We start from the raw sequence: 23689 nt of genomic DNA, 5'->3' as shown, positions 1-23689 counted from the left end.
CCGCCCCGGCGGGGTTGTCGCTCACGCGTCGTCGCCCTCGCGCATGGGGACGCGGACGCCGCGCTCGTCCGCCACCGACTCGGCGATGTCGTAGCCCGCGTCGACGTGGCGGATGACGCCCATGCCGGGGTCGTTGGTGAGCACGCGGCGGATCTTCTCGCCCGCGAGCTTGGTGCCGTCGGCGACGGTGACCTGGCCCGCGTGGATCGAGCGGCCCATGCCGACGCCGCCGCCGTGGTGGATCGAGACCCAGGAGGCGCCGGAGGCGACGTTGACCATGGCGTTGAGCAGCGGCCAGTCGGCGATCGCGTCGGAGCCGTCGAGCATCGCCTCGGTCTCGCGGTACGGGGAGGCGACGGAGCCGCAGTCGAGGTGGTCGCGGCCGATGGCCAGCGGGGCGGCCAGCGTGCCGTCGGCCACCATCTCGTTGAAGCGCTCGCCGGCCTTGTCGCGCTCGCCGTAGCCGAGCCAGCAGATGCGCGCCGGCAGGCCCTGGAAGTGGACGCGCTCGCCGGCCATCTTGATCCAGCGGTGCAGGGACTCGTTCTCGGGGAAGAGCTCCAGCATCGCCTTGTCGGTCTTGTGGATGTCCGAGGCCTCGCCGGACAGCGCCGCCCAGCGGAAGGGGCCCTTGCCCTCGCAGAAGAGGGGGCGGATGTAGGCGGGGACGAAGCCGGGGAAGGCGAACGCGCGGTCGTAGCCGGCCAGCTGGGCCTCGCCGCGGATGGAGTTGCCGTAGTCGAAGACCTCGGCGCCGGCGTCCATGAAGCCGACCATGGCCTCGACGTGCTTGGCCATGGCCTCGCGGGCGCGGGCGGTGAACCCGGCCGGGTCCTTGGCCGCGTACGCCGCCATGTCGTCGAAGTCGACGCCGACGGGCAGGTACGCGAGCGGGTCGTGGGCGGAGGTCTGGTCCGTCACGATGTCGATCGGGGCGCCCTCGGCGAGCATCTGCGGGAGCAGCTCCGCGGCGTTGCCCAGGAGGCCGATGGAGAGCGGCTTGCGGGCGTCGCGGGCCTCGACGGCCAGCTGGAGGGCGTGGCGGAGGTTGTCGGCCTTGACGTCGAGGTAGCGGTGCTCGATGCGGCGCTCGATGGCGCGCGGGTCGACGTCGATGCAGATCGCGACGCCGTCGTTCATCGTCACGGCCAGCGGCTGGGCGCCGCCCATGCCGCCGAGGCCGGCGGTGAGGGTGATGGTGCCGGCGAGGGTCCCGTCGAACTTCTTCGCCGCGACCGCCGCGAAGGTCTCGTACGTGCCCTGGAGGATGCCCTGGGTGCCGATGTAGATCCAGGAACCGGCGGTCATCTGGCCGTACATGGTCAGGCCGAGGGACTCCAGGCGGCGGAACTCCTCCCAGTTGGCCCAGTCGCCGACGAGGTTGGAGTTGGCGAGCAGGACGCGCGGCGCCCACTCGTGGGTCTGCATGACGCCGACCGGGCGGCCGGACTGGACGAGCATCGTCTCGTCCTGCTTGAGGGTGCGCAGGGTGCGGACCATCGCGTCGTAGGAGCGCCAGTCGCGGGCCGCCTTGCCGGTGCCGCCGTAGACGACGAGCTTGTCGGGGTGCTCGGCGACCTCGGGGTCGAGGTTGTTCTGCAGCATCCGGAGGGCGGCTTCCTGCTGCCATCCCAGGGTGCTGAGCTCGGTGCCTCGCGCAGCACGTACGGGGCGGGGTCCTGACATGGCGGTGCCTCCTCCGATGTTGGGCAATCTATTCACATCCTGACTTCCTGAATAGATTCAGTCAACCGCTGCGGGCCGACCCGCCGGATGATTGGCTGGCGGACATGGCTGCCGAGATGCACGCGAGGGACGCGCTGGACGCGACGACGCGCCGGGATCTGGCCGTACGGGCCGCGGTCGAGCAGGGCCTGGTGGGCGGGACGGAGGGCACCCAGCCCTTGGTCTGCCTGCTGGACGTGGCCGGGATCCGCTCCTCCGCCGCCGCCCTGACCAGCGCTTTCGCGGCGGCGGTGGCGCCGGGTACGCCGGTGCTGCACGCCTTCGCGGTGAAGGCCTGCCCGCTCGTGCCGGTGCTGCGGCTGCTGGCGGACTGCGGCCTCGGCTGCGAGGCGGCCGGCCCGGGCGAGCTGGCGCTGGCCCGGGCGGCGGGGGTGGAGCCGGCGCGCACGGTTCTGGACTCCCCCGCCAAGACGGTGGCCGAGCTGCGCGAGGCGCTGGCCCTCGGGATCGCGGTGAACGCGGACAACCGCCAGGAGCTCGACCGCCTGGACGCACTGATCGCCGGGGCCCCCACGAGGTCCCCGATCGGGATCCGGATCAACCCGCAGACGGGCGCCGGGACCATCGACGCCCTCTCCACGGCCACGGAGACCTCGAAATTCGGCGTCGCGCTACGCGACCCGGGCGCCCGCGAGTGGTTGGTCCGCGCGTACGCCGACCGCCCGTGGCTGACCCGTCTGCACATCCACTCGGGCTCCCAGGGCGTCCCGCTCTCCCTGATCGCGGAAGGGGTCCGCGACCTCCACGCGCTGGCCGAGGAGATCAACGCGGCGGTCGGCCGCCGCCAGGTCGACACCCTCGACATCGGCGGCGGACTGCCGGTGAACTTCACCTCGGACGCCGAGGCGCCGACGTACGCGGAGTACGTGACGGCCCTCCGCGAGGCCGTCCCGGCCCTGTTCCGCGGCCGCTACGGCCTGGTGACGGAGTTCGGCAGGTCGCTGCTGGCCAAGCACGGCCTGGCGCTCTCCCGGGTCGAGTACACGAAGACCACCGGGGGCCGCCGGATCGCCCTGACCCACGCGGGGGTCCAGCTGGCCACCCGTACGGTGTACGCGCCGGCGGCCTGGCCGCTGCGGATCCTGCCGTACGACGCGAAGGGCACCCCGAAGACGGGCCCGCCGGTCGCCCAGGACATCGCGGGCCCGGCCTGTTTCGCGGGCGACCTCCTGGCCACGGCCAGGGACCTCCCGGAACTGGCCCCGGGCGACCTGATCGCGGTCCCGGACACGGGGGCGTACTTCTTCACGGCCCACTACGGCTACAACAGCCTTCCCCGCCCCCCGATCCACGGCTTCCGGACCACCCCGGCAGGCGGAACCGTCTTCTTCCCGGCCCGCCCGCCCCAGTCCCCGACCTCCCTGGTCGAGGAGGCGGGCGGCGCCTTCCGCGACGCCCTCCTGTAACGGAGCCCGCCGCAAGGCGAGTCGGCGCTCCGCCGGAGCGGGACCCGAGGCCCCCCGCTACTCCACGAAGAGTCCCCGGGCCGCCGCCCGGGCGTCGAAGGCTTCCAGGCGGGCCTGGGCGTCGGGGAGGGCGTCGGCCATCGCCTCCAGGAGGACCCGGCCCAGCAGCATCGGCGCGCACGCCGTGTCGAAGGCCAGGCCCGTGCCGACCGGAGCCGGGATCAGCAGGTCCGAGGAGCGGGCCACGGGCGCGAACGCCGAGTCGGCGACCGTCACCACCTTCAGCCCCGCCTCCCGCGCGTGGTCCAGCGCCTCCGCCACCTCCCGCGGATGCCGCGGCAGCGCGAAGCACAGCAGCGCCGAAGCCCCCGCCCCCGCCGCCGCGTCGATCCGGTCGGCGAGCATCGAGCCGCCCTCGTCGAGGAGCCGTACGTCCGGATGCACCTTGGCCGCGAAGTACGCGAAGCCGCGCGCCTGCGAGGACGCCGCCCGCAGTCCCAGTACGGGCAGCGGGCTGGAGGCGGCCAGCACCCGCCCCGCCTCCTCGACCGGCGACGGGTCGGCGAGCATGGCCGACAGCTGCCGCAGGTTCTCGATCTCGCCCTGGACGGCCTGCTGGTACTCGTTGTACGCGTCCTCCTGCGCGGCCGCGGCGGCGCGCTCGGCGGGCGCCACCTCGCGCAGGTGCCGGCGCAGCGCCGGATAGCCGTCGAAGCCGAGGGCCACCGCGAACCGGGTCACCGAGGGCTGGCTCACCCCGGCCAGCTCGGCGAGCTCGACGCTCGACAGGAACGGCACGTCCGCCGCCCCGCGCACCATGCAGTGGGCGATCCGGCGCTGGGTGGGCGTCAGCCGGTGCCCCTCGAACAGCTGCTGCAGCCGCGCCGCCGGGCTGTCACTCATCCCGACCCCTCCGTCCCCGTGATTATTCAGTCACCGAGCACTCTGCATGCGGTTATGCAGCACGGCAAGCCGCGGACCGCTCCGCGAGACGCCCCGCGGCCCGGCGCCGGCGCGGATACGGGGGCTAGCCCCAGTGCCGCCGGCCGTCGGCCGTTCCTACGCTGGGCGCATGGAGTCCCAGGAGCTGAAGAAGGAACTCGACGCGACGTTGGACGCCCGGCGTGAGCTGGGGCCGGACTACGAGGCCGCGCTCGTGGACTCCTTCGTGGAGAAGGTCGACACACAGGTCCGGCGCCGGCTGGCCGAGGAACGCCTCGCCGCCGCCCGCGGCCACGCCACCGGCGCCTCCCCCCTGGAGGGCGGCTTCGGCGAACGCTTCGGCTTCGCGGTCATCACGCTGGTCCTGGCGATCCCGCTGTCGGCCATCGCCGCCGCGCAGGCGGGGTTCAGCGGCCTGCTGGTCGCCTGGGCGGGCGTGCTCGGCGTGAACTTCATCCACGCGACGAAGCACCTGCGCGCCGGCAACCGGGCGGATTAGCGCCACAAGGAGAGTGCGCGGGGACCGCCGCACCCTCGCGAGTGCGAGGGGCGGGACGACGGCGGTCCCCGCGAAGGACACGGGCCGGGTCAGGGCCGTCCGCGTCCGTGGCGTTCACGCGGTCCGGGAGCCGCTCCGGAAGTACGCCAACGCCGTTCGGTGGTGCCGGCCGGGACGTTTTCCGTTCCCTGCCGACAACCACCACTGTGCCGGAGGCGTGTTAAGCCGGTGCTGCCGTCACATGACGGGCCCGTACCTTTTGCGCGACGGGCACTTCGGCCGTTCCCTCCGGCACTTCGGCTACTTCGCGCCCTTCGCGAGGAACGCCAGCAGGTCCTGACGGCTCACCACACCGGTCGGCTTGCCCTCGACCAGCACGATCGCCGCGTCCGCCTCGCCCAGCACGGCCATCAGCTCGGAGACCGGCTCGCCCGAACCGACCTGCGGCAGCGGACGGCTCATGTGCTTCTCCAGCGCGTCCGACAGCGAGGCCTGCTTGGCGAACAGGGCCGCCAGCAACTCCTTCTCCACGACCGAGCCGATGACCTCGGCGGCCATCACGTCCGGGTGGCCGGCGCCGGGCTTGACGATCGGCATCTGGGACACGCCGTACTCGCGCAGCACCTCGATGGCCTCGCCCACGGTCTCCTCGGGGTGCATGTGGACCAGGGACGGCATGGCGCCCTCCTTGTCCGCGAGCACGTCGCCGATGCGCGCCGCCGGGCCCGCCTCCTCAAGGAAGCCGTGACCGGCCATCCACTCGTCGCTGAAGATCTTGCTCATGTAGCCGCGGCCGCTGTCCGGCAGCAGGACGACGACCACGTCGTCCGGGCCGAGGCCCTCGGCGGCCTTCAGCGCCGCGACGACCGCCATGCCGCAGGAGCCGCCGACGAGCAGGCCCTCCTCCTTGGCGAGGCGGCGGGTCATCTGGAAGGAGTCCTTGTCGGACACCGCGATGATCTCGTCCGTCACGTTCGGGTCGTACGCGGTCGGCCAGAAGTCCTCGCCGACGCCCTCGACCAAGTACGGGCGGCCCGATCCGCCGGAGTAGACCGAGCCCTCGGGGTCGGCGCCGATGACCTTGACCTTGCCGCCGGACACCTCCTTGAGGTAGTTGCCCGTACCCGAGATCGTGCCGCCCGTGCCGACGCCCGCGACGAAGTGGGTGATCTTCCCGTCCGTCTGCTCCCACAGCTCGGGACCGGTGGTCTCGTAGTGCGAACGGGGGTTGTTCGGGTTGCTGTACTGGTCCGGCTTCCAGGCGCCCGGGGTCTCGCGGACGAGGCGGTCGGAGACGTTGTAGTACGAGTCCGGGTGCTCGGGGTCGACTGCCGTCGGGCAGACCACCACGTCGGCGCCGTACGCGCGCAGCACGTTGATCTTGTCCATGGACACCTTGTCAGGGCAGACGAAGATGCACTTGTAGCCCTTCTGCTGGGCCACGATGGCGAGTCCTACACCGGTATTGCCGCTGGTGGGCTCCACGATGGTGCCGCCGGGCTTGAGGGCACCGCTCTGCTCGGCGGCCTCGATCATCCGGACGGCGATCCGGTCCTTCACGGATCCACCGGGATTGAAGTACTCGACCTTGGCAAGGACGGTGGCCTGCAGGCCTTCGGTCACACGGTTGAGCTTCACCAGCGGGGTGTTGCCGACGAGGCTGATCATCGAGTCGTGGAATTGCACCATGTTCTCCAGGGAGGGGACTCCACGGGTTCTCCGGGAGGTCCCGCCAGACTAAGCGGAAAGGGATTGGCCGACCGGCACTACGGGGCAGGAAGGTCATCGGGACCGGACGGGAAAGGGAGGTGGCGCGAGGGGTGTCCAGGGCGAGGACGGCCCGCCGGATCGCGGCGGGCGCGGCGTACGGCGGAGGCGGGCTCGGGCTGGTCGGAGCCGCCGCCGTGGGGCTGGTGCTGGCGGAGGTCCAGTTCGCGAAGCGGACGGTCGGCACCGGGCTCGGCGATCCGCCGCGGGCGGACGGGCTGTACGGGAGCGAGTTCGCGGGGCCGGCTCCCCCCGGCCGTGATGCGGGCCCGGGGGCCGTGCGCGAGCCCGGCCAGGCGCCGCTGCGGCTCGGCATGATGGGTGACTCCACGGCCGCCGGGCTCGGCGTGCGCCGGGCGAGACAGACCCCGGCCGCGCTGCTGGCCTCGGGGCTGGCGGCGGTGGCCGAGCGGCCGGTGGAGCTGCGCAACGTGGCCGTCTCCGGGGCCATGTCCGACGACCTCGACCGCCAGGCGGGGCTGCTCCTGGACGGGGAGCTGCCGCCGCCGGACGTGTGCGTGATCATGATCGGTGCGAACGACGTCACGCGGCGCATGCCGCCCACGCAGTCGGTGCGCCACCTGACCTCGGCCGTACGCCGACTGCGGCTCGCGGGATCCGAAGTGGTGGTCGGCACCTGCCCCGACCTGGGCACCATCGAGCCGGTGTACCAGCCGCTGCGCTGGCTGGCCCGGCGGGTCTCGCGCCAGCTGGCCGCCGCCCAGACGATAGGGGTCGTCGCCCTGGGGGCCCGCACGGTCTCCATGGGGGACCTGCTGGGCCCCGAGTTCGCGGCGAACCCGCGCGAGATGTTCGGCCCCGACTCGTACCACCCCTCGGCGGAGGGCTACGCGACGGCGGCCATGGCCGTGCTGCCCACGCTGTGCGCGGCCCTGTCCCTGTGGCCGGAGTCGGACCGCCTGGAGGTGGCGCGGAACGAGGACATGCTGCCGGTGGCGAAGGCGGCGTCGGCCGCCGCCGGACAGGCGGGCACCGAGGTCACCCCGGCCCGCGGCCCTTGGGCGCTGCTGAAGCACCGCCGCCGCAGGCGGGTCCCGGCCGAGGACCTGGCGCCCCCCACGGCCCCCCGGTCGGCGGGCCCGGCCCTGCCGCCGCGGGCCGACTCCCCGTCGGCGAGCTGACGCCCGGGGCTGCGGGCGCCCGCAGCCCCGGGTACCGGTGCCCGGAACAGAACCACCGGGCGGCGCGTTCCACCCGCGGAGCGACCGGCATCACATGCCCAAGCCGGTGACCTCGACCGTACGGGCCGGTAACTTCGCTTGCGGTCCAGCAACGAGCCGCAACTCACCCCCCTTGGAGCCCCGATGCCCGAAGCAGTCATCGTTTCCACCGCCCGCTCCCCCATCGGGCGCGCCTTCAAGGGGTCCCTCAAGGACGTGCGCCCGGACGACCTGACCGCCACGATCATCCAGGCCGCCCTCGCCAAGGTCCCCGAGCTGGACCCGCGCCAGATCGACGACCTGATGCTGGGCTGCGGCCTCCCGGGCGGCGAGCAGGGCAACAACCTGGGCCGCATCGTCGCCGTGCAGATGGGCATGGACTTCCTGCCCGGCACCACGATCACCCGCTACTGCTCCTCCTCCCTCCAGACCTCCCGGATGGCGCTGCACGCCATCAAGGCGGGCGAGGGCGACGTCTTCATCTCGGCCGGCGTCGAGACGGTCTCGCGGTTCGCCAAGGGCAACTCCGACTCCTGGCCCGACACCCACAACCCGCTCTTCGCCGACGCGGAGGCCCGTACGGCCGCCGTCGCGCAGAGCGAGGGCTCCTCCTGGCACGACCCCCGCGAGGACGGCCTCGTCCCCGACGCCTACATCGCGATGGGGCAGACCGCCGAGAACCTGGCCCGGATCAAGGGCGTGACCCGCCAGGACATGGACGAGTTCGGCGTCCGTTCGCAGAACCTCGCCGAGGCCGCCATCAAGAACGGCTTCTGGGAGCGGGAGATCACCCCGGTCACCACCCCGGACGGCACCGTCGTCTCCGCGGACGACGGCCCGCGCGCCGGCGTCACCCTGGAGGGCGTCCAGGGCCTCAAGCCCGTCTTCCGCCCCGACGGCCTGGTCACGGCCGCCAACTGCTGCCCGCTCAACGACGGCGCCGCCGCGCTGGTCATCATGAGCGACACGAAGGCGCGGGAGCTGGGCCTGACCCCGCTGGCCCGGATCGTCTCCACCGGTGTCACCGGCCTCTCCCCCGAGATCATGGGCCTCGGCCCGGTCGAGGCCTCGAAGCAGGCCCTGAAGCGCGCCGGCCTGACCGTCGGCGACATCGACCTGTTCGAGATCAACGAGGCCTTCGCGGCCCAGGTCATCCCGTCGTACCGGGACCTGGAGATCCCGCTGGAGAAGCTGAACGTCAACGGTGGCGCCATCGCCGTCGGTCACCCGTTCGGGATGACCGGCGCCCGTATCACCGGCACGCTGATCAACAGCCTCCAGTTCCACGACAAGCAGTTCGGCCTGGAGACGATGTGCGTCGGCGGCGGCCAGGGCATGGCCATGGTCATCGAGCGGCTGAGCTAAGCCTTCACCTGGGCTCCGTCCAGACGCCGCAAGGGATCCGCTTGATCCCTTGCGGCGTATTGACGCCGAATCCAATCCCGTCGCGGCCGACCTGTGACCGAATCTCCCCCAGGATGTGACCTTCGTCCTGGGGGTTTGCCATTTCCGCAGGTCAGAGCACATTTACAGAACCCGGGTGTGACCAAAGCCCTGTCCAATTCGTGACGTAATGCACTGCACGCCATTCCCAGGTCAGGACACTCTGATGTAGGAAGTCGGGGGATCGAATCAATCAGGAGTTAGTCAGTGAGCGCCATGTCTCTTGCCCTGCTGCTGACCACGGCCGCCGCCGCGACCGTGGGCGCTGCTGCGCTGCACGCCGTACACGGCCTGCGCAAGCAGGTGACGGCCCTCCGCGGTGAGCTGGCGACGCCCGCCCACACCCGCGGCACGACCGTCCCGCACGCCCGCAGTGCCGTGCATTCCCCCGCCGCCGAGATACGAGCCGCCGTGGCCGAGGCCCTGGCCGAGGAGCGCGAGCGCGAGCTCGCCGAGGCCCGGGCCTTCTGGGCCGCGCAGGAAGCCCGCGACGCCGCGGACGCTTCCCCACGCTTCGCTGGGGAGACCCCTACCTCGCTCCTCGGCGGCCTGCCCGGGCTCGGCGAGGACGGCCCGGCCGTCTTCCTGCCCCGCCAGGCCGATCTGGTGGGTCTGGAGCCGGTGCTCGGCGACGAAGCCGCCGACGACTACCCCGAGGATTCGGCCGAGCTGGCCGCCGCGCGCCGGCGCCACCCCTCGCACCCCGACTTCGTCCCGGTCCAGGCCCCGGCCCCCGGCGCCGACCACGAGCGCACCGTCTCGCGCCTGGAGGAGCTCGCGGAGGCCCGTACGGCCCTCGCGGACGTCCGCCCGGGCCCGCTGGGCACGCTCGACGTGTACGTCTTCACCGACGGCACCACGCTGTGCATGACCCCGGGCCACCGGGAGACGGCGGAGCGCCTCGCCGAGGCGCTGCGCTCGGGCACCGCGCCGGTCCTGCTCGGCGGCTCCGGCATCTCGGGCGCCTACGCGCTGACCTTCTCCTGCGGCGACGCCCAGGACCCGGACAACAACGTCTACATCCTCGCGGACCGCGTCATCGCGTCTCTCTGATCACCGCGTCGCCCTGGCTTCCGCCTGCTCCACCAGCCGTACGGCCTCGTCCAGCATCCCGGACGGGGCCTTCGCGGTTTCCGGGAGCCCCGACGGCTCCTCGGCGGCGGCGCGCAGCGCCTGCGCGAGGTCCAGTCCGGCGACCGCCACCTGGTCCCCGACCACGAACACCCCCGCGTCGGGCATCTTCCGCGCCGGAGCCGCCCCCGCGCCGTTCCGCGGCGCCTCCAGCGCCTGGGCGCGTACGGAGAGCTCCCGGGCCAGCTCCAGCGCCTCGGCGGCGGCCCCCTGCTGGAGGCGGCTCTGCGGCATGGCCCTCAGCCGGTCGGCGAAACGTTCCACGGCGGCGGTCAGAGGCGAAGTATCAAGCACCCGGCCGACCTTACGCGCCGCCCCGGCGCCATTGCCAACGGGCGAACTCTCCGGCACGGTGGCGTGAAGAGAACAGCACAGCACGGCGATACCTCCGGAGGCGCCCATGTCCGTAGAGTTCTCCGAGCAGACCCACCGCAACATGATCGACAGAATCCCCCTGACCACCGGTCGTGAAGTGTCCGACTGGCTCCGCACCGTGGACGACGGCCCCTCCCTCGTCCGGTTCGAGGAAAAGGTCAGCTGGCTGCGCGGCGCGCACGAACTCTCGTACGGCCAGGCGAAGGCGATCATCCACGAGTACGACCTGCGCAGGGCGGCCCGCAAGTTCGGCTGACCCGGCTGACCCCTCCCCCGATCCCTCCGTCCCCGACCCCGCACTCCTCCGAGACGCGGGAAGGCCCCGCGAGCGGTGAGCTCGCGGGGCCTTCCCCTTGCCGTCAGCGCCGGGCGGCCGGCCGGTACGACTAGTCGTCGCCGGAGAGGATCTGGAACAGGCGCAGCAGCTCCAGGTAGATCCACACCAGGGTCAGCGTGAGGCCGAAGGCCGCCAGCCAGGCCTCGTCGCGCGGGGCGCCGTAGGTGATGCCGTCCTCGACCTGCTTGAAGTCCAGGGCGAGGAAGCAGGCGCCGAGGACGACGCCGACGATGCCGAAGAGGATGCCGAGGCCGCCGCTGCGGAAGCCGAGGCCGTCACCGCCCGCGAAGACCGAGAACAGCAGGTTCGCGACCATGAGCAGCATGAAGCCCATGGCGGCGGCCATCACGAAGCCGTAGAAGCGGCGGGTGACGCGGATCCAGCGCATCTTGTACGCGAACAGCACGGAGGCGAAGACGCACATCGTGCCGAGCACGGCCTGGATGACCACGCCGGCACCGAAGTAGGTGCTGGTGGCCGCGCTGAGGACGCCGAGGAAGAAGCCCTCGAAGGCCGCGTAGGCGAGGATGATCGGCGGGGAGGCCTTGCGCTTGAACGACTGGACGAGCCCGAGGACCATCGCGACGAGCGCGGCGCCGACGGCGATGCCGTACGACTTGTTGACGTTCGCCGGGTCGACCGGCATGGCGATCCACGCGATCGTCGCCGTGAGGATGACCGTGCCGAGCGTCATGGCCGTACGGCTCACGACGTCGTCCATGGTCATCACGTCGGCGCGGGCGGGCGCCTGCGGCATGCCGGTGGTCGTGTCCGTGGCGTAAGGATTCGTCGCGTACGGGTTGGTCCCGGCCTGCTGGTGCTGCGCGTCAAAGCCCGCGTAGCCACCGTTGTCGCGGCTGAACCCCCGTCGCGAGAAGACCGGGTTGCTGCTCCTCATCTCACTCCTCCATGGCCACCGTGCGCGGCCTTGCAACAAGAGTAATGCGTTAGCAAAAATCTGACTCTACTGCTCAGGGAGGATCTTTGCCCAGCACCTGCGGGTGCCGGGAGCTCCTCCGAGCCGGCCGATGACCCGCCGGCGGCCGGGTCGGCCACCGGACACATCGGCCTGCACGCGGCCTTTCCGAAAGATCTCTGCCCGCACTCGCGGCGGCCATAGCCTCCGCAGGCGCGAAAGGCGTACACGTACGGCCGAAAGCCGGAACCGCCGAGGTCGAGCTCCGCGGCCTGAAGAAGGCCGGCGATCTGCCCGTCTCGGTCGCTCCGCCAGGCCGCGGCCGGGGCCGGCGTCGACGGCGTCCCGCTGTCCGTGAAGCGAAGGCCGGCCCCGCCCAGGTCAAGATCGACTACTCGGGCTTCCGCGGCCCCTACGGCGGCGACTGGTCCGGGCGCGGTGACGGCGTCTCCGCGCCCCTCTCCACCCCCCGGTCATCTCCGCGGGCGAATGACCACCGTCGGGAACCGTCACACCCCGGGGAGCTTGTGCAGCATAGAAGGCAGCCGACGTCCTGCAGGCACCGCCGGTCAGCGGCTTCACGGCCGGAGCGGAGGCGATCAGGGCCGGAGTACACGTGGACCGATGCCAAGACCAAGGCGGGCACGGCGCCAGCGGCCGAGGCCATGAAGCTCAACCTCACCAAGGGCGGGCTGTTCGGGTACGTACCATCGGGCAAGCTCACGAAGTACAACACGACCTACATGCACAAGGACGGCAGGGTGACCTCCAAGACATGGGGAACGTTCGAGGTCACCCCTTGGCAGCCCTACACGTTTCCCCTCCGAACCGGCCACGGTGGTCTCGCTGGACGTGAAGGCGTGCAATCAGGCCGGCTCGTGCTGAGCCCGGCCCTGCGCGCGCCGGCGGGCTTGTTCCTGACGGCGGCGGCCGTGCTGCTCGCGGCGGGCTGCGGGGGCCCGCAGGGCGGCGCCGCCGCTCCGCAGGCACCGGTCGCCTCGGCGCCCGTCGTCTCGCCCTCGCCCTCGCTCGACCTGCCCCGGCTGTCCTCGGTCCTCGCGCAGCAGGCCCGGGCGTCCGGCTCGGCGCCCACCGGCGCCGGGCTGAGTCTGGCCCGGCAGGCCGGGACGTCCGCCTCCTACCTCTGGGAGACGGACGGGGGCAAGGTCTGCTTCGCGCAGATCAAGGCCCCCGGCGCGATGCACGAGATCGCGTGCGCGGCGGTCACGGAGCCGGCTCCGGAGCCGGGTTCCCGGCTGGAGGCGCTTTTCGGCCCGGGCACGGGCTTCTCGGAGTCGTACATCGTGTTCGCCGCCGGAGTCGGCACCAAGGTGACGTCCGTGACCTACGAGGGGAAGGAAAGGCCCTGGCAGCCCGTCAGGACCCTCTCCCCCCGGGCGACGGGGCGGGACGTCTACTACGCCGCGCTCCCCGAAGGCCACAAGGGCTGGGTCGACGTGACCCTGCGGCAGGCCGACGGCCAGTCGGCGCCGGACCGCCTGCGGGTCACCCTGGACGGCGGATCCTGATCCGGTAGCCGCGGGAGACAAGACGGCGGGGACGCCCTCTGGGCGCCCCCGCCGTTCGTGTGTTCCGGTACGTGCGGAACGTACTCGTGCCCGGAGCCGGACTTGAACCGGCACGGCCTAAGCCAGCGAGGTTTAAGCTCGCCGTGTCTGCATTCCACCATCCGGGCAGGGCGTGGCGGCTCCCGTACAAAAAGCACTGAACGCTGTGCCGAGCCTATCCGGATCATCCTGGTCAGCAGTGGGCCGTCTATCCGATGTTGTCTGATTTTATTGGCGCTTGAGGGGGCGTCAGAGCCGAGAACACACGGTGGGCCCGTTACGGGCGGCGATCACCGCGATACGGGATTGACGGGATTTCGATGGCCTCCGCCACCCCGCGCGCCACCCTCCCCGCCACCCCGGGCCACCCCACCCTCCGGAGGCCTCACCCGGACTCCGCCCAGGGGCGGCTGTCATACCAGAGGAGGAGGCGGCCCGCCCCCTGATCAGACTCCAGTGGGCCAGTGAACGGGCACCTCGGCTGATCCCCCGCGGGGGTGCGGACCGCGACGATGGAAGGGTCCCGCCGATCCGCAGACCGCACCCCGGTCCGCAGCCCGAGGAGTCGCTTCCGTGACCACCATGAACTACGCCCCGCACACCACCCAGGCCGTGGCCGCCCGGGCCACCGGCCTCTCCAAGGTGTACGGCCAGGGCGAGACCCAGGTGGTCGCCCTGGACAACGTCTCCGTGGACTTCGGCCAGGGCCAGTTCACCGCGATCATGGGCCCCTCGGGTTCCGGCAAGTCCACCCTGATGCACTGCGTCGCCGGTCTGGACACCTTCTCCGCCGGCTCCGTCCGCATCGGCGAGACCGAGCTCGGCACCCTCAAGGACAAGCAGCTGACCCAGCTGCGCCGGGACAAGATCGGCTTCATCTTCCAGGCGTTCAACCTGCTGCCGACGCTGACGGCGCTGGAGAACATCACCCTGCCGATGGACATCGCGGGCCGCAAGCCCGACAAGCAGTGGCTGGACACCGTCATCGAGATGGTCGGCCTCTCCGGCCGCCTCGGCCACCGCCCCACCCAGCTCTCCGGCGGCCAGCAGCAGCGCGTGGCCGTGGCCCGCGCCCTGGCCTCCCGTCCCGAGATCATCTTCGGTGACGAGCCCACCGGAAACCTTGACTCCCGCTCCGGCGCCGAGGTCCTCGGCTTCCTGCGCAACTCCGTCCGCGAGCTCGGCCAGACCGTCGTCATGGTCACCCACGACCCGGTCGCCGCCTCCTACGCGGACCGCGTCATCTTCCTCGCCGACGGCCGCATAGTCGACGAGGTGCAGGGCCCCACCGCGGACGGGGTGCTCGACCGCATGAAGGCCTTCGACGCCAAGGGCCGCACCAGCTGAGGGACGTTCCCTCCCCGTCCCCGCTGACCCCTTACCCCCCTGGACTCCTCCACCATGTTCCGTACCGCCCTGCGCAACGTGCTCGCGCACAAGGCAAGGCTGATGATGACGGTGCTCGCCGTCGTCCTCGGCGTCGCCTTCGTCTCCGGCACCCTCGTCTTCACCGACACCCTCAGCAAAGCCCTCTCCAGCCAGTCCGCCAAGAGCTACGACGGCGTCGCCGTCTCCGTGACCTCCTACGGCCAGGGCCGGGGCGAGGACGGCCAGCGCGAGGGCGAGGTCGGCCTCAGCCAGCAGACCCTGGACAAGGTCAAGGCCGTCAAGGGCGTCGACTCCGTCTCCGGCCGCGTCTCCGGCTTCGCCGGCGTCGGTGACGAGAAGGGCCGGCTGATCGGCTCCAGCTGGTCCAACAAGGGCTCCAACTTCGCCCCCGTCAAGGACGGCAAGGACCCGCGCTACACCTTCACCGAGGGCACCGGCCCGGCCAAGGCCGACCAGATCGCCCTCGACAGGGCGACCGCCGACACCGGCAAGTACAAGGTCGGCGACAAGGTCCGCGTCGCCACCAACGGGCCGGTGAAGGAGTACACCCTCTCCGGCGTCTTCACCACCGAGGACGGCGCGGTCAGCGCGGGCGGCAGCCTGGTCCTGTTCGACACCGCGGTCGCCCAGGAGCTGTACCTCAAGCCCGGCTTCTACCAGGAGCTGTCGGTCGCCGCCAAGGCCGGGACCTCCGCCGACGCGCTGCTCACCGACATCAAGCCGCTGCTCGACTCCAAGCACACCAAGGCCCAGACCGGCGCCGCCCTCGCCGCCGAGCAGGCGAAGGACGTCGAGCGGGGCATGGCCAACATGAACCAGATGCTGCTCGCGTTCGCCGGCATCGCTCTCTTCGTCGGCATCTTCCTGATCTACAACACCTTCACCATGCTGGTCACCCAGCGCACCAAGGAGCTGGCCCTGCTGCGCGCCGTCGGCGCCAACCGCGGTCAGGTCATGCGCTCGGTCCTCACCGAGGCGCTGGTCGTCGGCGTCGTCTCCGCCGTCGTCGGCCTGGTCGCCGGCACCGGACTGGCGGTCGCCATGCGCTCCGCCATAGAGGCCTTCGGCGCCAAGCTCCCGGCCGGCGACCTCGTGATCGCCCCGGGCACGGTCATCGCGGCCGTGGTCATCGGCGTCCTCGTCACCACCCTCGCGGCCCTGCTGCCCGCCTGGCGCACCGGCCGGATCGCCCCGGTCGCCGCCATGGGCAGCGCCCACCTTCCGGCCACCGCGAAGTCCCTGGCCGTACGGAACGTCCTCGGCTCGGTCATCAGCCTCGCCGGCATCGGCCTGGTCCTGCTCGGCGTGTCCCAGGGCGGCTCGAACGGCCGCCTGATCCTCGGCGCCGGCGCGTTCTTCATGCTCATCGGCCTGATCGTGGTGCTCCCGCTGCTCTCCAAGCCGGTCATCGGGGCGCTGCGCCCCGCGCTGCAGAAGGTCTTCGGCATCCCCGGCAAGCTGGCCGCGCAGAACGCCGTGCGCAACCCGCGCCGCACCGCGGTCACCGCCGCCTCCCTGGCGATCGGCCTGACCCTGGTGACCACCCTGTCGGTGCTCGGCATCACGATGGGCAAGGCCATCGACCGGATGAGCACCGACAAGCTGAAGGCCGACTACAAGGTCTCCATGGCCGCCGAGGGCATGAGCCTGGACAAGTCGGTCGCCGAGACCCTGGCCAAGGCCCCCGGCATCAAGGCGGTCTCCCCCCAGGCGGACGGCTACCTGAGGATCGGCGGCGAGTTCCGCTCCGCCTCGGGCGTCACCCCCTCCGCCATCGGCCAGATGCTGAACATCGAGACCCTCAGCGGCTCGCTGGACAGCCTCTCCCGGGGCGAGGTGGCCGTCGCCGAGAGCACCGCGAAGAAGCAGGACCTCTCCGTCGGCTCCGCGCTCCAGGTCCAGTACGACGACGGCCAGAAGGGCACGCTCAAGGTCGGCGCCGTCTACAAGGACCTGGAGGGCCTGCTCTCCCCGTACGTGCTCGACAACAAGATCCTCAGCTCGCACAGCGAGGAGCAGTACATCCGCGAGGTGTACGTCAACACCGCCGACGGCGGCTCGAAGGCCGCGCAGCAGACCGTCGTCGACGCCCTCGGCAAGAACCCGGCGATCAAGGTCGCCACCCAGCAGGACGTGCGCAACGAGATGGGCGGCATGATCAACACGATGCTGAACATCATGTACGGACTGCTCGGCATGGCGCTGATCATCTCGGTGCTCGGCGTGGTCAACACCCTCGCGATGTCCGTCTTCGAGCGGACCCAGGAGATCGGCATGCTGCGGGCGATCGGCCTCGACCGCAGCCGGGTCAAGAACATGATCCGCCTGGAGGCCGTGGTCATCTCGCTCTTCGGCGCGGTCCTCGGTGTCGCCATCGGCGTCTTCCTCGCCTGGGCGGTGGGCACCACCATCGCCAAGGGGGTCCCGAACTACGCCCTGGTCCTGCCCTGGGACCGGATCGGCGTCTTCCTCCTGCTGGCCGCCGTGGTCGGCGTCCTGGCGGCCATGTGGCCCGCCCGCAGCGCCGCCCGGCTGAACATGCTGACCGCCATCAAGACCGAGTAGCGCACCAGCGGAACGCAGGGACACGGAAGGGCCCCGGGGCACACGCCCCGGGGCCCTTCCCGCTGTCGTACGAGGCACTACGCGGCCCTGCCCGTCCCTGCGCCGGCCCTGCGGGGCCTGCCGTACGGGCTCACGCGCCCCAGGTGCGCAGCCGCAGCGGCAGCTCCGAGCGCCCTGCCGCCGCGGGCTTCACGGCGAGGACCTGGTTGACGCCGAGCCGGCCGTGCTCGAAGCCCAGGGCCGAGGCCGCCATGTACAGCCGCCAGACCCGGGCCCGCCCCGGCGAGGTCAGCCGTACGGCCTCCTCCCAGCGCTCCTCCAGCCGCGCCACCCAGGCCCGCAACGTCAGCGCGTAGTGCTCGCGCAGCGCCTCCACGTCGCGGACCTCGAACCCGGCCCGCTCCAACTCGCCCACCGTCGTGCCCATCGGGGAGAGTTCGCCGTCGGGGAAGACGTAGGCGTCGATGAACTCGTCGACGCGGTACGCCTCTTCGTCCGGCTCCGGCGGGCGCGCGATCTGGTGGTTCAGCAGCCGGCCGCCGGGCGCCAGCAGGGCGTGCAGGGTGCGGGCGTACTCGCGGTAGCGCTCCGCGCCGACGTGCTCGGCCATGCCGATGGACGAAATGGCGTCGTACGGGCCGTCCTTGACGTCCCGGTAGTCCTGGATCCGGATGTCGAGGCGGTCGGCCAGGCCCTCCTCCGCGGCCCGCTTGCGGGCGTACACGGCCTGCTCCCGCGAGAGGGTGATGCCGGTGACGCGGACGCCGTACTCCCGGGCGGCGTGCAGGGCCATGGAGCCCCAGCCGCAGCCCACGTCGAGGAGCCGCATACCGGGCCGGAGGCCCAGCTTCCGGCAGACCAGGTCGAGTTTGTCCCGCTGGGCCTCCTCCAGGGTGGAGCCGGGGCTCCAGTAGGCGCAGGAGTACACCATCGAAGGACCCAGGACGTGCTCGTAGAACTCGTTGCCGACGTCGTAGTGGTGGCTGATCGCCTGCCGGTCCCGGTTCCTGGTGTGCGTCGGGCCGCCGCGGCGGGGTGCCTCCTCCGGCGGCGGCGCGGGCGCCGGCCACGGCCGGGCCAGGGTGACGAGGTCGCGCAGGGCGGCCCGGGCGTCCGGATCGCGCAGCAGCGCGGCGGTCCCGGCGGCGCCCGCGGCACGCTCCGCCAGCTGCGGCAGCTGGGGGCGCAGGGCTGCGAGCTTGCCGATGCCGGCGCGGCGGACCGCCGGCGGGGTCTCGGGGTCGGGGGCGGGCCCGCGCTCCCAGAGCAGCCCGGCCACCCGGTCCAGCAGTTCGAAGAGGTCGCCCTCCACGGTCAGGTCCCCGGCGACCCAGGCCCGGGCCAGGCCCAGTTCACCCGGCCGCCACAGCACGCGGCGCAGGGCGCGCCGGTTGGCCAGCACCAGGGTGGGTCCGGCGGGCGGCCCGGCCTCGCTGCCGTCCCAGGCACGAATCCGGACGGGCAGGGGGGCGCCCAGCAGGGTCTCGGCGAGAGCGGCCAGCCGCGGCGCGGCTTCGGTCATCGTAGGCACCTCCAGTAATGATCCGACCGAACGGCCTACCCACTTCGCACGGCCGTCAATCGGGTGGCACTCCGAACAGGCCTACGGGGGCACGCCGAAGGGGCCGTCCGCACCACGGATGGCGGACGGCCCCTTCGGGACGTACTAAGGGAGTTGCCGGTCAGGCCCGGGTCAGGAGGCCTTGGCCTTCGCGGCCGGGGAAGCGGCGGCGGCCGGAGCCGGCGCCGGCTTGGCGGCCTCGTAGAACTCCTCGCGGGGGGTCTCCAGCGCACCGAGGGAGACGACCTCGCGCTTGAGGAACATGGCGAGGGTCCAGTCGGCGAAGACGCGGATCTTGCGGTTCCAGGTCGGCATGGCCATGCCGTGGTAGCCACGGTGCATGTACCAGGCGAGCCGGCCCTTGAGCTTGATCTTCGTCTTGCCCATGACGATCATCGCGACGCCCTTGTGGAGGCCGAGGCCTGCCACCGCACCCTTGTTGGAGTGCGAGTACTCGGCCTGCGGGAAGCCCCGCATGCCCGAGATGACGTTGTCGCCGAGGACCTTGGCCTGGCGCAGCGCGTGCTGGGCGTTCGGCGGGCACCAGGCGTTCTCGACGCCGGCCTTGCGGGAGGCCATGTCCGGGACCTGGGCGTTGTCGCCGGCGGCCCAGATGTAGTCGGTGCCCTGGACCTGGAGGGTCGGGGCGGTGTCGACGTGGCCGCGCGGGCCCAGCGGCAGGCCGTAGCGGGCCAGCACCGGGTTGGGCTTGACGCCGGCGGTCCACACGAGGGTGTCGGAGTCGACCTCAAGGCCGTTCTTCAGCACCACGTGGCCGTCCACGCAGGAGTCCATGGAGGTGTTGAGGTAGATCTCGATGCCGCGGGACTCGAGGTGCTCCTTGCCCCAGGTACCGAGCTTGGGCCCGACCTCGGGGAGGATCTTGTCGGCCGCGTCCACCAGGATGAAGCGCATGTCCTCGCGCTTGATCGTGGTGTAGTACTTCGCGGCGTCGCGGGCCATGTCCTCGACCTCGCCGATCGTCTCGGCACCGGCGAAGCCGCCGCCGACGAAGACGAAGGTGAGGGCCTTGCGGCGGACGTTCTCGTCCGTCGTGGACTCGGCCTTGTCGAGCTGCTCGAGGACGTGGTTGCGCAGGCCGATGCCCTCTTCGACGCCCTTCATACCGATGCCCTGTTCGGCGAGGCCGGGGATCGGGAAGGTGCGGGAGACGGCGCCGAGCGCGATCACCAGGTAGTCGAAGGGCAGCTCGTACGCCTCGCCGACCAGCGGCGTGACGACGGCGACCTTGCGGTCCTGGTCGATGCTGGTGACCCGGCCGGTGAGAACCTCCGCCTTGGGCAGCACGCGTCGCAGCGGGACGACGACGTGCCGAGGCGAGATGCTGCCTGCGGCCACTTCAGGGAGGAAGGGCTGGTAGGTCATGTACGACCGCGGGTCGACGACCGTGACGGTCGCCTCGCCATAGCGCATCTTCTTCATGATCCGCTTGGCCGCGTACAGGCCTACGTACCCACCTCCTACTACGAGGATCCTGGGACGCTCCGTGGTGCTCATGGAACGAGTATCCAGCACCCCAAGGGGTGACGCTCGTGAGCCCCTTCACAAGGTGACGGAGGGCCTCTGCTACACTGCGCGGCCCACGTGACGGAGGTCATGGCGCGAAACGGGAACCAGGGTGTAACGGGATTCGTTGTTCACCCGTCCTGAGCTGGCCTCCAGGCCCGTAAGCGGAGTAGACCACCGGGTTGGTGGATACCTACCGACGAGGCCGGACCGCACCCTCATTTCGCACGAACGCTCGGACGGAAGAGGCCCGATGGCCCGCGGAGCACCCCGAAGGGTCGTTCCCGCGGCCCATCAGGCCTCTTTTCCTTGTGAAGAACTTCACGAACTTTCTGCGGACGAGGGGACCCGAGCCCCCCGCGAGGCCTCCCGAAGGCCCCCCGAGGGCCACCTGCGAGCCCGCTGAGAGCTGCCGAGAGACCCCGAGGGCCGCCGGGGGCAGCCCTCGGGGGCACCTCGTCAGGCGACGGACCAGGCGGTCCCGTCGAGGATCTCCCGTGAACGCACACCAGATTGGCGCTGCAGCCATGCACGTGTACACGTGTACACGGTGCCGCGTACACTGGAGTCATGAGTGAGAACGCTGTGACCGTGCGCGAAGCCCGCGCCCACCTCGCGGACCACATCAACCGGGCCGAGCAGGGCGCCCCGACGATAATCACCCGCAACGGTGCCCCGGTGGCCGCCCTCGTACCGATCGCCGATTTCAACGCGCTGGAAGAAGCAGCTGACGAATTGCTGGCGCGCGAGGCAGAGGCCGTCCTCGCCGAGGGCGGACCGACCGTGACCATGGCTGAGCTCCTCGCCGACCTGTTCAGCGAACGGGGTGACGGCGCGGCGTGAAGTACGCGTTCCGGTTCACGACCGCCGCGCAACGGCAGCTCCGGGCGATCGACAAGCCGGCCGCCATGCGGATCCTCGCCGCCCTGACCACGCTGGGAGACGACCCCTTCCGCGAGGACGCCGACATCAAGAAGCTCACCGGACCATCCGGCCTCTACAGGCTCCGGGTCGGCAGCTACCGGATCGCCTATCAGGTGCTGGACGGCGAGCTCGTCATCCTCGTCGTCAAGGTCGGCGACCGTCGCGACGTCTACCGCAACATCTGAGCGCAGAACAGGGCGGCGGTGCTCCGGTGGACCCACCGGAGCACCGCCGTTCAGCCGGGCAGCAGGTCAGGGCTACTGCCCGTCAGCCTCGACCTCTTCTGCTGTCTTCCAGGCGATGCCGTCGAGGATGTCGTGCTCCGAGACCACGACCTCGGTGGCTCCGATGCGCTCCATGACGGCGAGCAGGACCAGGGTGCCCGCGCCGATCACGTCCACGCGGCCCGGGTGGAGGACCGGGATCGCCGCGCGCTCGGCGTGCACGGAGGTCAGCATGCGATCGGTGATCTCGCGGACCTGCTCGTACGGGATCCGGGCGTGGTGGATCTCGGAGGAGATGTACTCCGGCAGCCCGAGGGCGATCCCGGCGACCGTGGTCACCGAGCCGGCCAGGCCCACCAGCGTGCGCGCCTCGGCCAGCGGGACCGTCTCCTCGACGAGGTCCAACGCCGCCTCGATGTCGGCCCGTATGGCCGCGATCTGTTCCGCCGTCGGCGGGTCGGAGACCGCCCCGTCCACCACCAGGTGGCGCTCGGTCATCCGGACGCAGCCGACGTCGACCGAGCGGGCCGCCCGTACGTGCTCCTCGCCGACCACGAACTCGGTCGAGCCGCCGCCGATGTCCACCACCAGGAACGGCCGTTCCAGGTGCTCGTGGCCGACCAGCTCCTTGGTGGCACCGGTGAAGGAGAACTCCGCCTCCTGGTCGCCGGAGATCACCTCGGGCTCGACGCCCAGGATGCCGAGGACGCCCTGGACGAACTCCTCGCGGTTCTCGGCGTCGCGGGAGGCCGAGGTCGCCACGAAGCGCAGGCGCTCCGCGCCCAGCTCCTTGACCACCGCCGCGTACTCGCGGCAGGCCGCGAAGGTGCGCTCCAGCGCCTCCGGGGCCAGCCGGCCCGTCTTGTCCACGCCCTGGCCCAGGCGGACGATCGTCATCCGCCGGTCCAGCTCGACCAGCTCGCCGGTCTGCGGATCGCAGTCCGCGACGAGCAGGCGGATGGAGTTCGTACCGCAGTCGATTGCGGCGACCCGGGTCACCCGTCCGACTCCTTCTGCTCCGCGCACGGCGTGACGCACGCGCCCTTGGCCCACCACTGCGGCAGCATCGCCAGCGCCTCGTCGCCGAACGGGTTCACCCCGGGGCCGGCGGCCAGCGAGTGGCCGACCAGCACGTGCAGGCACTTCACCCGGTCCGGCATCCCGCCGGCGCTCGGGAAGCCCTGGAGCACCTCGATGGCGTCGCGGCGCCGGATGTAGTCCTCGTGCGCGGCCTGGTAGGCGGCGGCGAGCTCGGGGTCCTCGGCGAGCCGGGCCTGCATCTCCTTCATCACGCCGTTGGCCTCCAGCGTGCCGATCGCGGAGGCCGCGCGCGGGCAGGTGAGGTAGTACAGCGTCGGGAAGGGGGTGCCGTCGGGGAGGCGCGGGGCGGTCTCCACCACGTCCGGCTGGCCGCAGGGGCAGCGGTGGGCGATGGCGCGCAGCCCGCGCGGCGGGCGGCCGAGCTGCTGCTCGAACGCCTCGATGTCCGCGTCGGTCGGCTCGGTCCGGTCGGTCTGGGGCGGGGGCGTCTGCATGCCTGGAGGAAGTCTCTTCGTTCTCGTGGATGGGTGGTGCCGCGGTACGGCGGGCGGTGCGGGCGGTACGGGTCACTCGCCGGGGCGGTCGGCCTTGTCGACCCCGTCCCAGACGTTCGAGTACCAGGGCCGGTCGGACCCGGCCGTTCCGGTGCGGTGCCGCTCGGCGGCCCCGGCCCCGGGGTCGGTCATGATGTAGCTGATCTCCCCCGGGCGGACGAAGTGCAGGTGCTTGCGCGCCTGCTGCTCCGCGTACGCGTTGTCCTGCCAGCGGGCCTTCTCGTCGCGGAGGCGTTCGAGGCGCCGTGCCGCGGCCTCGGCGGCCCGCCGCTGCTCCGCGATCTCCGAGCGCTGGGAGACGTACTGGCGCATCGGATACGCGAGGGCGACGACCAGCGTACAGAGGACGAGCACCAGGAGCGCGGCGCGGCCGGTGAGTCGGCTGCGGCGGACCTGACGGCGCGTCTGCGAGCGGTAGACGTGGGCGGCGGTCCGCTCGCCGAGCTGCTTGAGCCTGGTCGCGGTGGAGAAGGTGGAGAACCGATCCCGGTTCCCGGCCATTGATCCGCCTCCCCTATGTCCCTCTGTCTCCAGGTGCGTGGTACGCGCTACGCAATACGTCCCCGCACACGGTACGGGACCGGGTGCGGGGA

The 23689-nt window shown here is 71.7% G+C and carries 21 protein-coding genes and 1 tRNA gene; 11 read left to right on the top strand and 11 right to left on the bottom strand.

All coding sequences use genetic code 11. The features are described from left to right. Positions 1 to 21 precede the first annotated feature (21 nt). On the bottom strand, positions 22 to 1686 hold the full coding sequence (gene hutU, locus ACIBAD_RS27020) for a urocanate hydratase (protein WP_398908990.1): 1665 nt from the start codon (positions 1684 to 1686) through the stop codon (positions 22 to 24). A 104-nt stretch (positions 1687 to 1790) separates the two neighbouring features. On the opposite strand from hutU, the gene ACIBAD_RS27015 reads away from it, so the two are divergent. Next, positions 1791 to 3152 carry a diaminopimelate decarboxylase gene (locus ACIBAD_RS27015; RefSeq protein WP_398908988.1) on the top strand — a complete coding sequence of 454 codons (1362 nt, stop codon included), beginning with the start codon at positions 1791 to 1793 and terminating at the stop codon, positions 3150 to 3152. A gap of 57 nt (positions 3153 to 3209) precedes the next feature. Here the strand turns inward: ACIBAD_RS27015 and ACIBAD_RS27010 are convergent, their stop codons facing one another. Continuing rightward, positions 3210 to 4055, bottom strand: a complete 846-nt coding sequence (locus tag ACIBAD_RS27010) for a MurR/RpiR family transcriptional regulator (protein WP_134073814.1) — start codon at positions 4053 to 4055, stop codon at positions 3210 to 3212. A gap of 169 nt (positions 4056 to 4224) precedes the next feature. Between ACIBAD_RS27010 and ACIBAD_RS27005 the strand changes: the two genes are divergently transcribed. Beyond that, on the top strand, positions 4225 to 4593 hold the full coding sequence (locus tag ACIBAD_RS27005) for a hypothetical protein (RefSeq protein ID WP_134073812.1): 369 nt from the start codon (positions 4225 to 4227) through the stop codon (positions 4591 to 4593). 300 nt (positions 4594 to 4893) lie between these two features. On the opposite strand, the gene ACIBAD_RS27000 is transcribed toward ACIBAD_RS27005, so the two are convergent. Then, positions 4894 to 6279, bottom strand: a complete 1386-nt coding sequence (locus ACIBAD_RS27000; RefSeq protein WP_134074549.1) for a cystathionine beta-synthase — start codon at positions 6277 to 6279, stop codon at positions 4894 to 4896. 134 nt (positions 6280 to 6413) lie between these two features. Here ACIBAD_RS27000 and ACIBAD_RS26995 point away from each other — a divergent pair, with 134 nt between their 5' ends. The 3 genes from ACIBAD_RS26995 to ACIBAD_RS26985 all read left to right on the top strand — a co-directional run bounded on the left by ACIBAD_RS26995 (position 6414) and on the right by ACIBAD_RS26985 (position 10037). Further along, positions 6414 to 7502 (top strand): SGNH/GDSL hydrolase family protein, encoded by a 1089-nt coding sequence (locus tag ACIBAD_RS26995; protein ID WP_398908985.1) that lies wholly within the window; start codon positions 6414 to 6416, stop codon positions 7500 to 7502. A 183-nt stretch (positions 7503 to 7685) separates the two neighbouring features. After that, the gene (locus ACIBAD_RS26990; RefSeq protein WP_134073808.1) at positions 7686 to 8906 is read left to right on the top strand and encodes an acetyl-CoA C-acetyltransferase; all 1221 of its coding nucleotides are present in this window, start codon (positions 7686 to 7688) and stop codon (positions 8904 to 8906) included. Positions 8907 to 9200: 294 nt separating this feature from the next. Then, positions 9201 to 10037, top strand: coding sequence for a hypothetical protein (locus ACIBAD_RS26985; protein ID WP_208329113.1), 837 nt, complete (start codon positions 9201 to 9203; stop codon positions 10035 to 10037). Here the strand turns inward: ACIBAD_RS26985 and ACIBAD_RS26980 are convergent, their stop codons facing one another. Further along, entirely contained in the window at positions 10038 to 10409 is a 372-nt protein-coding gene (locus ACIBAD_RS26980; protein ID WP_134073804.1) for a hypothetical protein, read from the bottom strand. A 106-nt stretch (positions 10410 to 10515) separates the two neighbouring features. On the opposite strand from ACIBAD_RS26980, the gene ACIBAD_RS26975 reads away from it, so the two are divergent. Then, positions 10516 to 10746: a DUF4287 domain-containing protein gene (locus ACIBAD_RS26975; RefSeq protein WP_048479109.1), complete on the top strand. Its 231-nt coding sequence runs from the start codon at positions 10516 to 10518 to the stop codon at positions 10744 to 10746. 130 nt (positions 10747 to 10876) lie between these two features. Here the strand turns inward: ACIBAD_RS26975 and ACIBAD_RS26970 are convergent, their stop codons facing one another. Next, positions 10877 to 11725 carry a Bax inhibitor-1/YccA family protein gene (locus ACIBAD_RS26970; RefSeq protein WP_134073802.1) on the bottom strand — a complete coding sequence of 283 codons (849 nt, stop codon included), beginning with the start codon at positions 11723 to 11725 and terminating at the stop codon, positions 10877 to 10879. Between the two features lie 683 nt (positions 11726 to 12408). Here ACIBAD_RS26970 and ACIBAD_RS26965 point away from each other — a divergent pair. Further along, a complete protein-coding gene (locus tag ACIBAD_RS26965; protein WP_398908982.1) occupies positions 12409 to 13272 on the top strand; it encodes a hypothetical protein in 864 nt (287 codons plus the stop codon). 87 nt (positions 13273 to 13359) lie between these two features. On the opposite strand, the gene ACIBAD_RS26960 is transcribed toward ACIBAD_RS26965, so the two are convergent. Continuing rightward, positions 13360 to 13439, bottom strand: a tRNA-Leu gene (locus tag ACIBAD_RS26960). Between the two features lie 454 nt (positions 13440 to 13893). Here ACIBAD_RS26960 and ACIBAD_RS26955 point away from each other — a divergent pair. After that, positions 13894 to 14658 carry an ABC transporter ATP-binding protein gene (locus ACIBAD_RS26955; protein WP_134074548.1) on the top strand — a complete coding sequence of 255 codons (765 nt, stop codon included), beginning with the start codon at positions 13894 to 13896 and terminating at the stop codon, positions 14656 to 14658. Positions 14659 to 14712: 54 nt separating this feature from the next. Further along, complete coding sequence (locus ACIBAD_RS26950; protein WP_134073798.1) at positions 14713 to 17265, top strand: ABC transporter permease; 2553 nt, start codon at positions 14713 to 14715, stop codon at positions 17263 to 17265. A 130-nt stretch (positions 17266 to 17395) separates the two neighbouring features. Here the strand turns inward: ACIBAD_RS26950 and ACIBAD_RS26945 are convergent, their stop codons facing one another. After that, positions 17396 to 18787: a class I SAM-dependent methyltransferase gene (locus ACIBAD_RS26945; RefSeq protein ID WP_398908980.1), complete on the bottom strand. Its 1392-nt coding sequence runs from the start codon at positions 18785 to 18787 to the stop codon at positions 17396 to 17398. Positions 18788 to 18958: 171 nt separating this feature from the next. Beyond that, positions 18959 to 20344: an NAD(P)/FAD-dependent oxidoreductase gene (locus tag ACIBAD_RS26940; RefSeq protein ID WP_134073794.1), complete on the bottom strand. Its 1386-nt coding sequence runs from the start codon at positions 20342 to 20344 to the stop codon at positions 18959 to 18961. 579 nt (positions 20345 to 20923) lie between these two features. On the opposite strand from ACIBAD_RS26940, the gene ACIBAD_RS26935 reads away from it, so the two are divergent. Continuing rightward, complete coding sequence (locus tag ACIBAD_RS26935; protein ID WP_134073792.1) at positions 20924 to 21196, top strand: type II toxin-antitoxin system Phd/YefM family antitoxin; 273 nt, start codon at positions 20924 to 20926, stop codon at positions 21194 to 21196. After that, on the top strand, positions 21193 to 21462 hold the full coding sequence (locus ACIBAD_RS26930) for a type II toxin-antitoxin system RelE/ParE family toxin (RefSeq protein WP_398908977.1): 270 nt from the start codon (positions 21193 to 21195) through the stop codon (positions 21460 to 21462). The genes ACIBAD_RS26935 and ACIBAD_RS26930 overlap by 4 nt, the downstream gene beginning before the upstream one ends. A gap of 72 nt (positions 21463 to 21534) precedes the next feature. Here ACIBAD_RS26930 and ACIBAD_RS26925 read toward each other — a convergent pair whose 3' ends face one another. The 3 genes from ACIBAD_RS26925 to ACIBAD_RS26915 all read right to left on the bottom strand — a co-directional run bounded on the left by ACIBAD_RS26925 (position 21535) and on the right by ACIBAD_RS26915 (position 23597). Next, positions 21535 to 22500, bottom strand: a complete 966-nt coding sequence (locus ACIBAD_RS26925; RefSeq protein ID WP_134073788.1) for a Ppx/GppA phosphatase family protein — start codon at positions 22498 to 22500, stop codon at positions 21535 to 21537. After that, the gene (locus tag ACIBAD_RS26920; RefSeq protein ID WP_134073786.1) at positions 22497 to 23036 is read right to left on the bottom strand and encodes a DUF501 domain-containing protein; all 540 of its coding nucleotides are present in this window, start codon (positions 23034 to 23036) and stop codon (positions 22497 to 22499) included. The genes ACIBAD_RS26925 and ACIBAD_RS26920 overlap by 4 nt, the downstream gene beginning before the upstream one ends. 72 nt (positions 23037 to 23108) lie before the next feature. Then, on the bottom strand, positions 23109 to 23597 hold the full coding sequence (locus ACIBAD_RS26915) for a septum formation initiator family protein (RefSeq protein WP_134073785.1): 489 nt from the start codon (positions 23595 to 23597) through the stop codon (positions 23109 to 23111). Positions 23598 to 23689 lie beyond the last annotated feature (92 nt).

The sequence above is a fragment of the Streptomyces sp. NPDC051109 genome (assembly GCF_044455885.1).
Taxonomy (GTDB): domain Bacteria; phylum Actinomycetota; class Actinomycetes; order Streptomycetales; family Streptomycetaceae; genus Streptomyces.
This window is presented reverse-complemented; position numbering and strand designations above follow the sequence as displayed.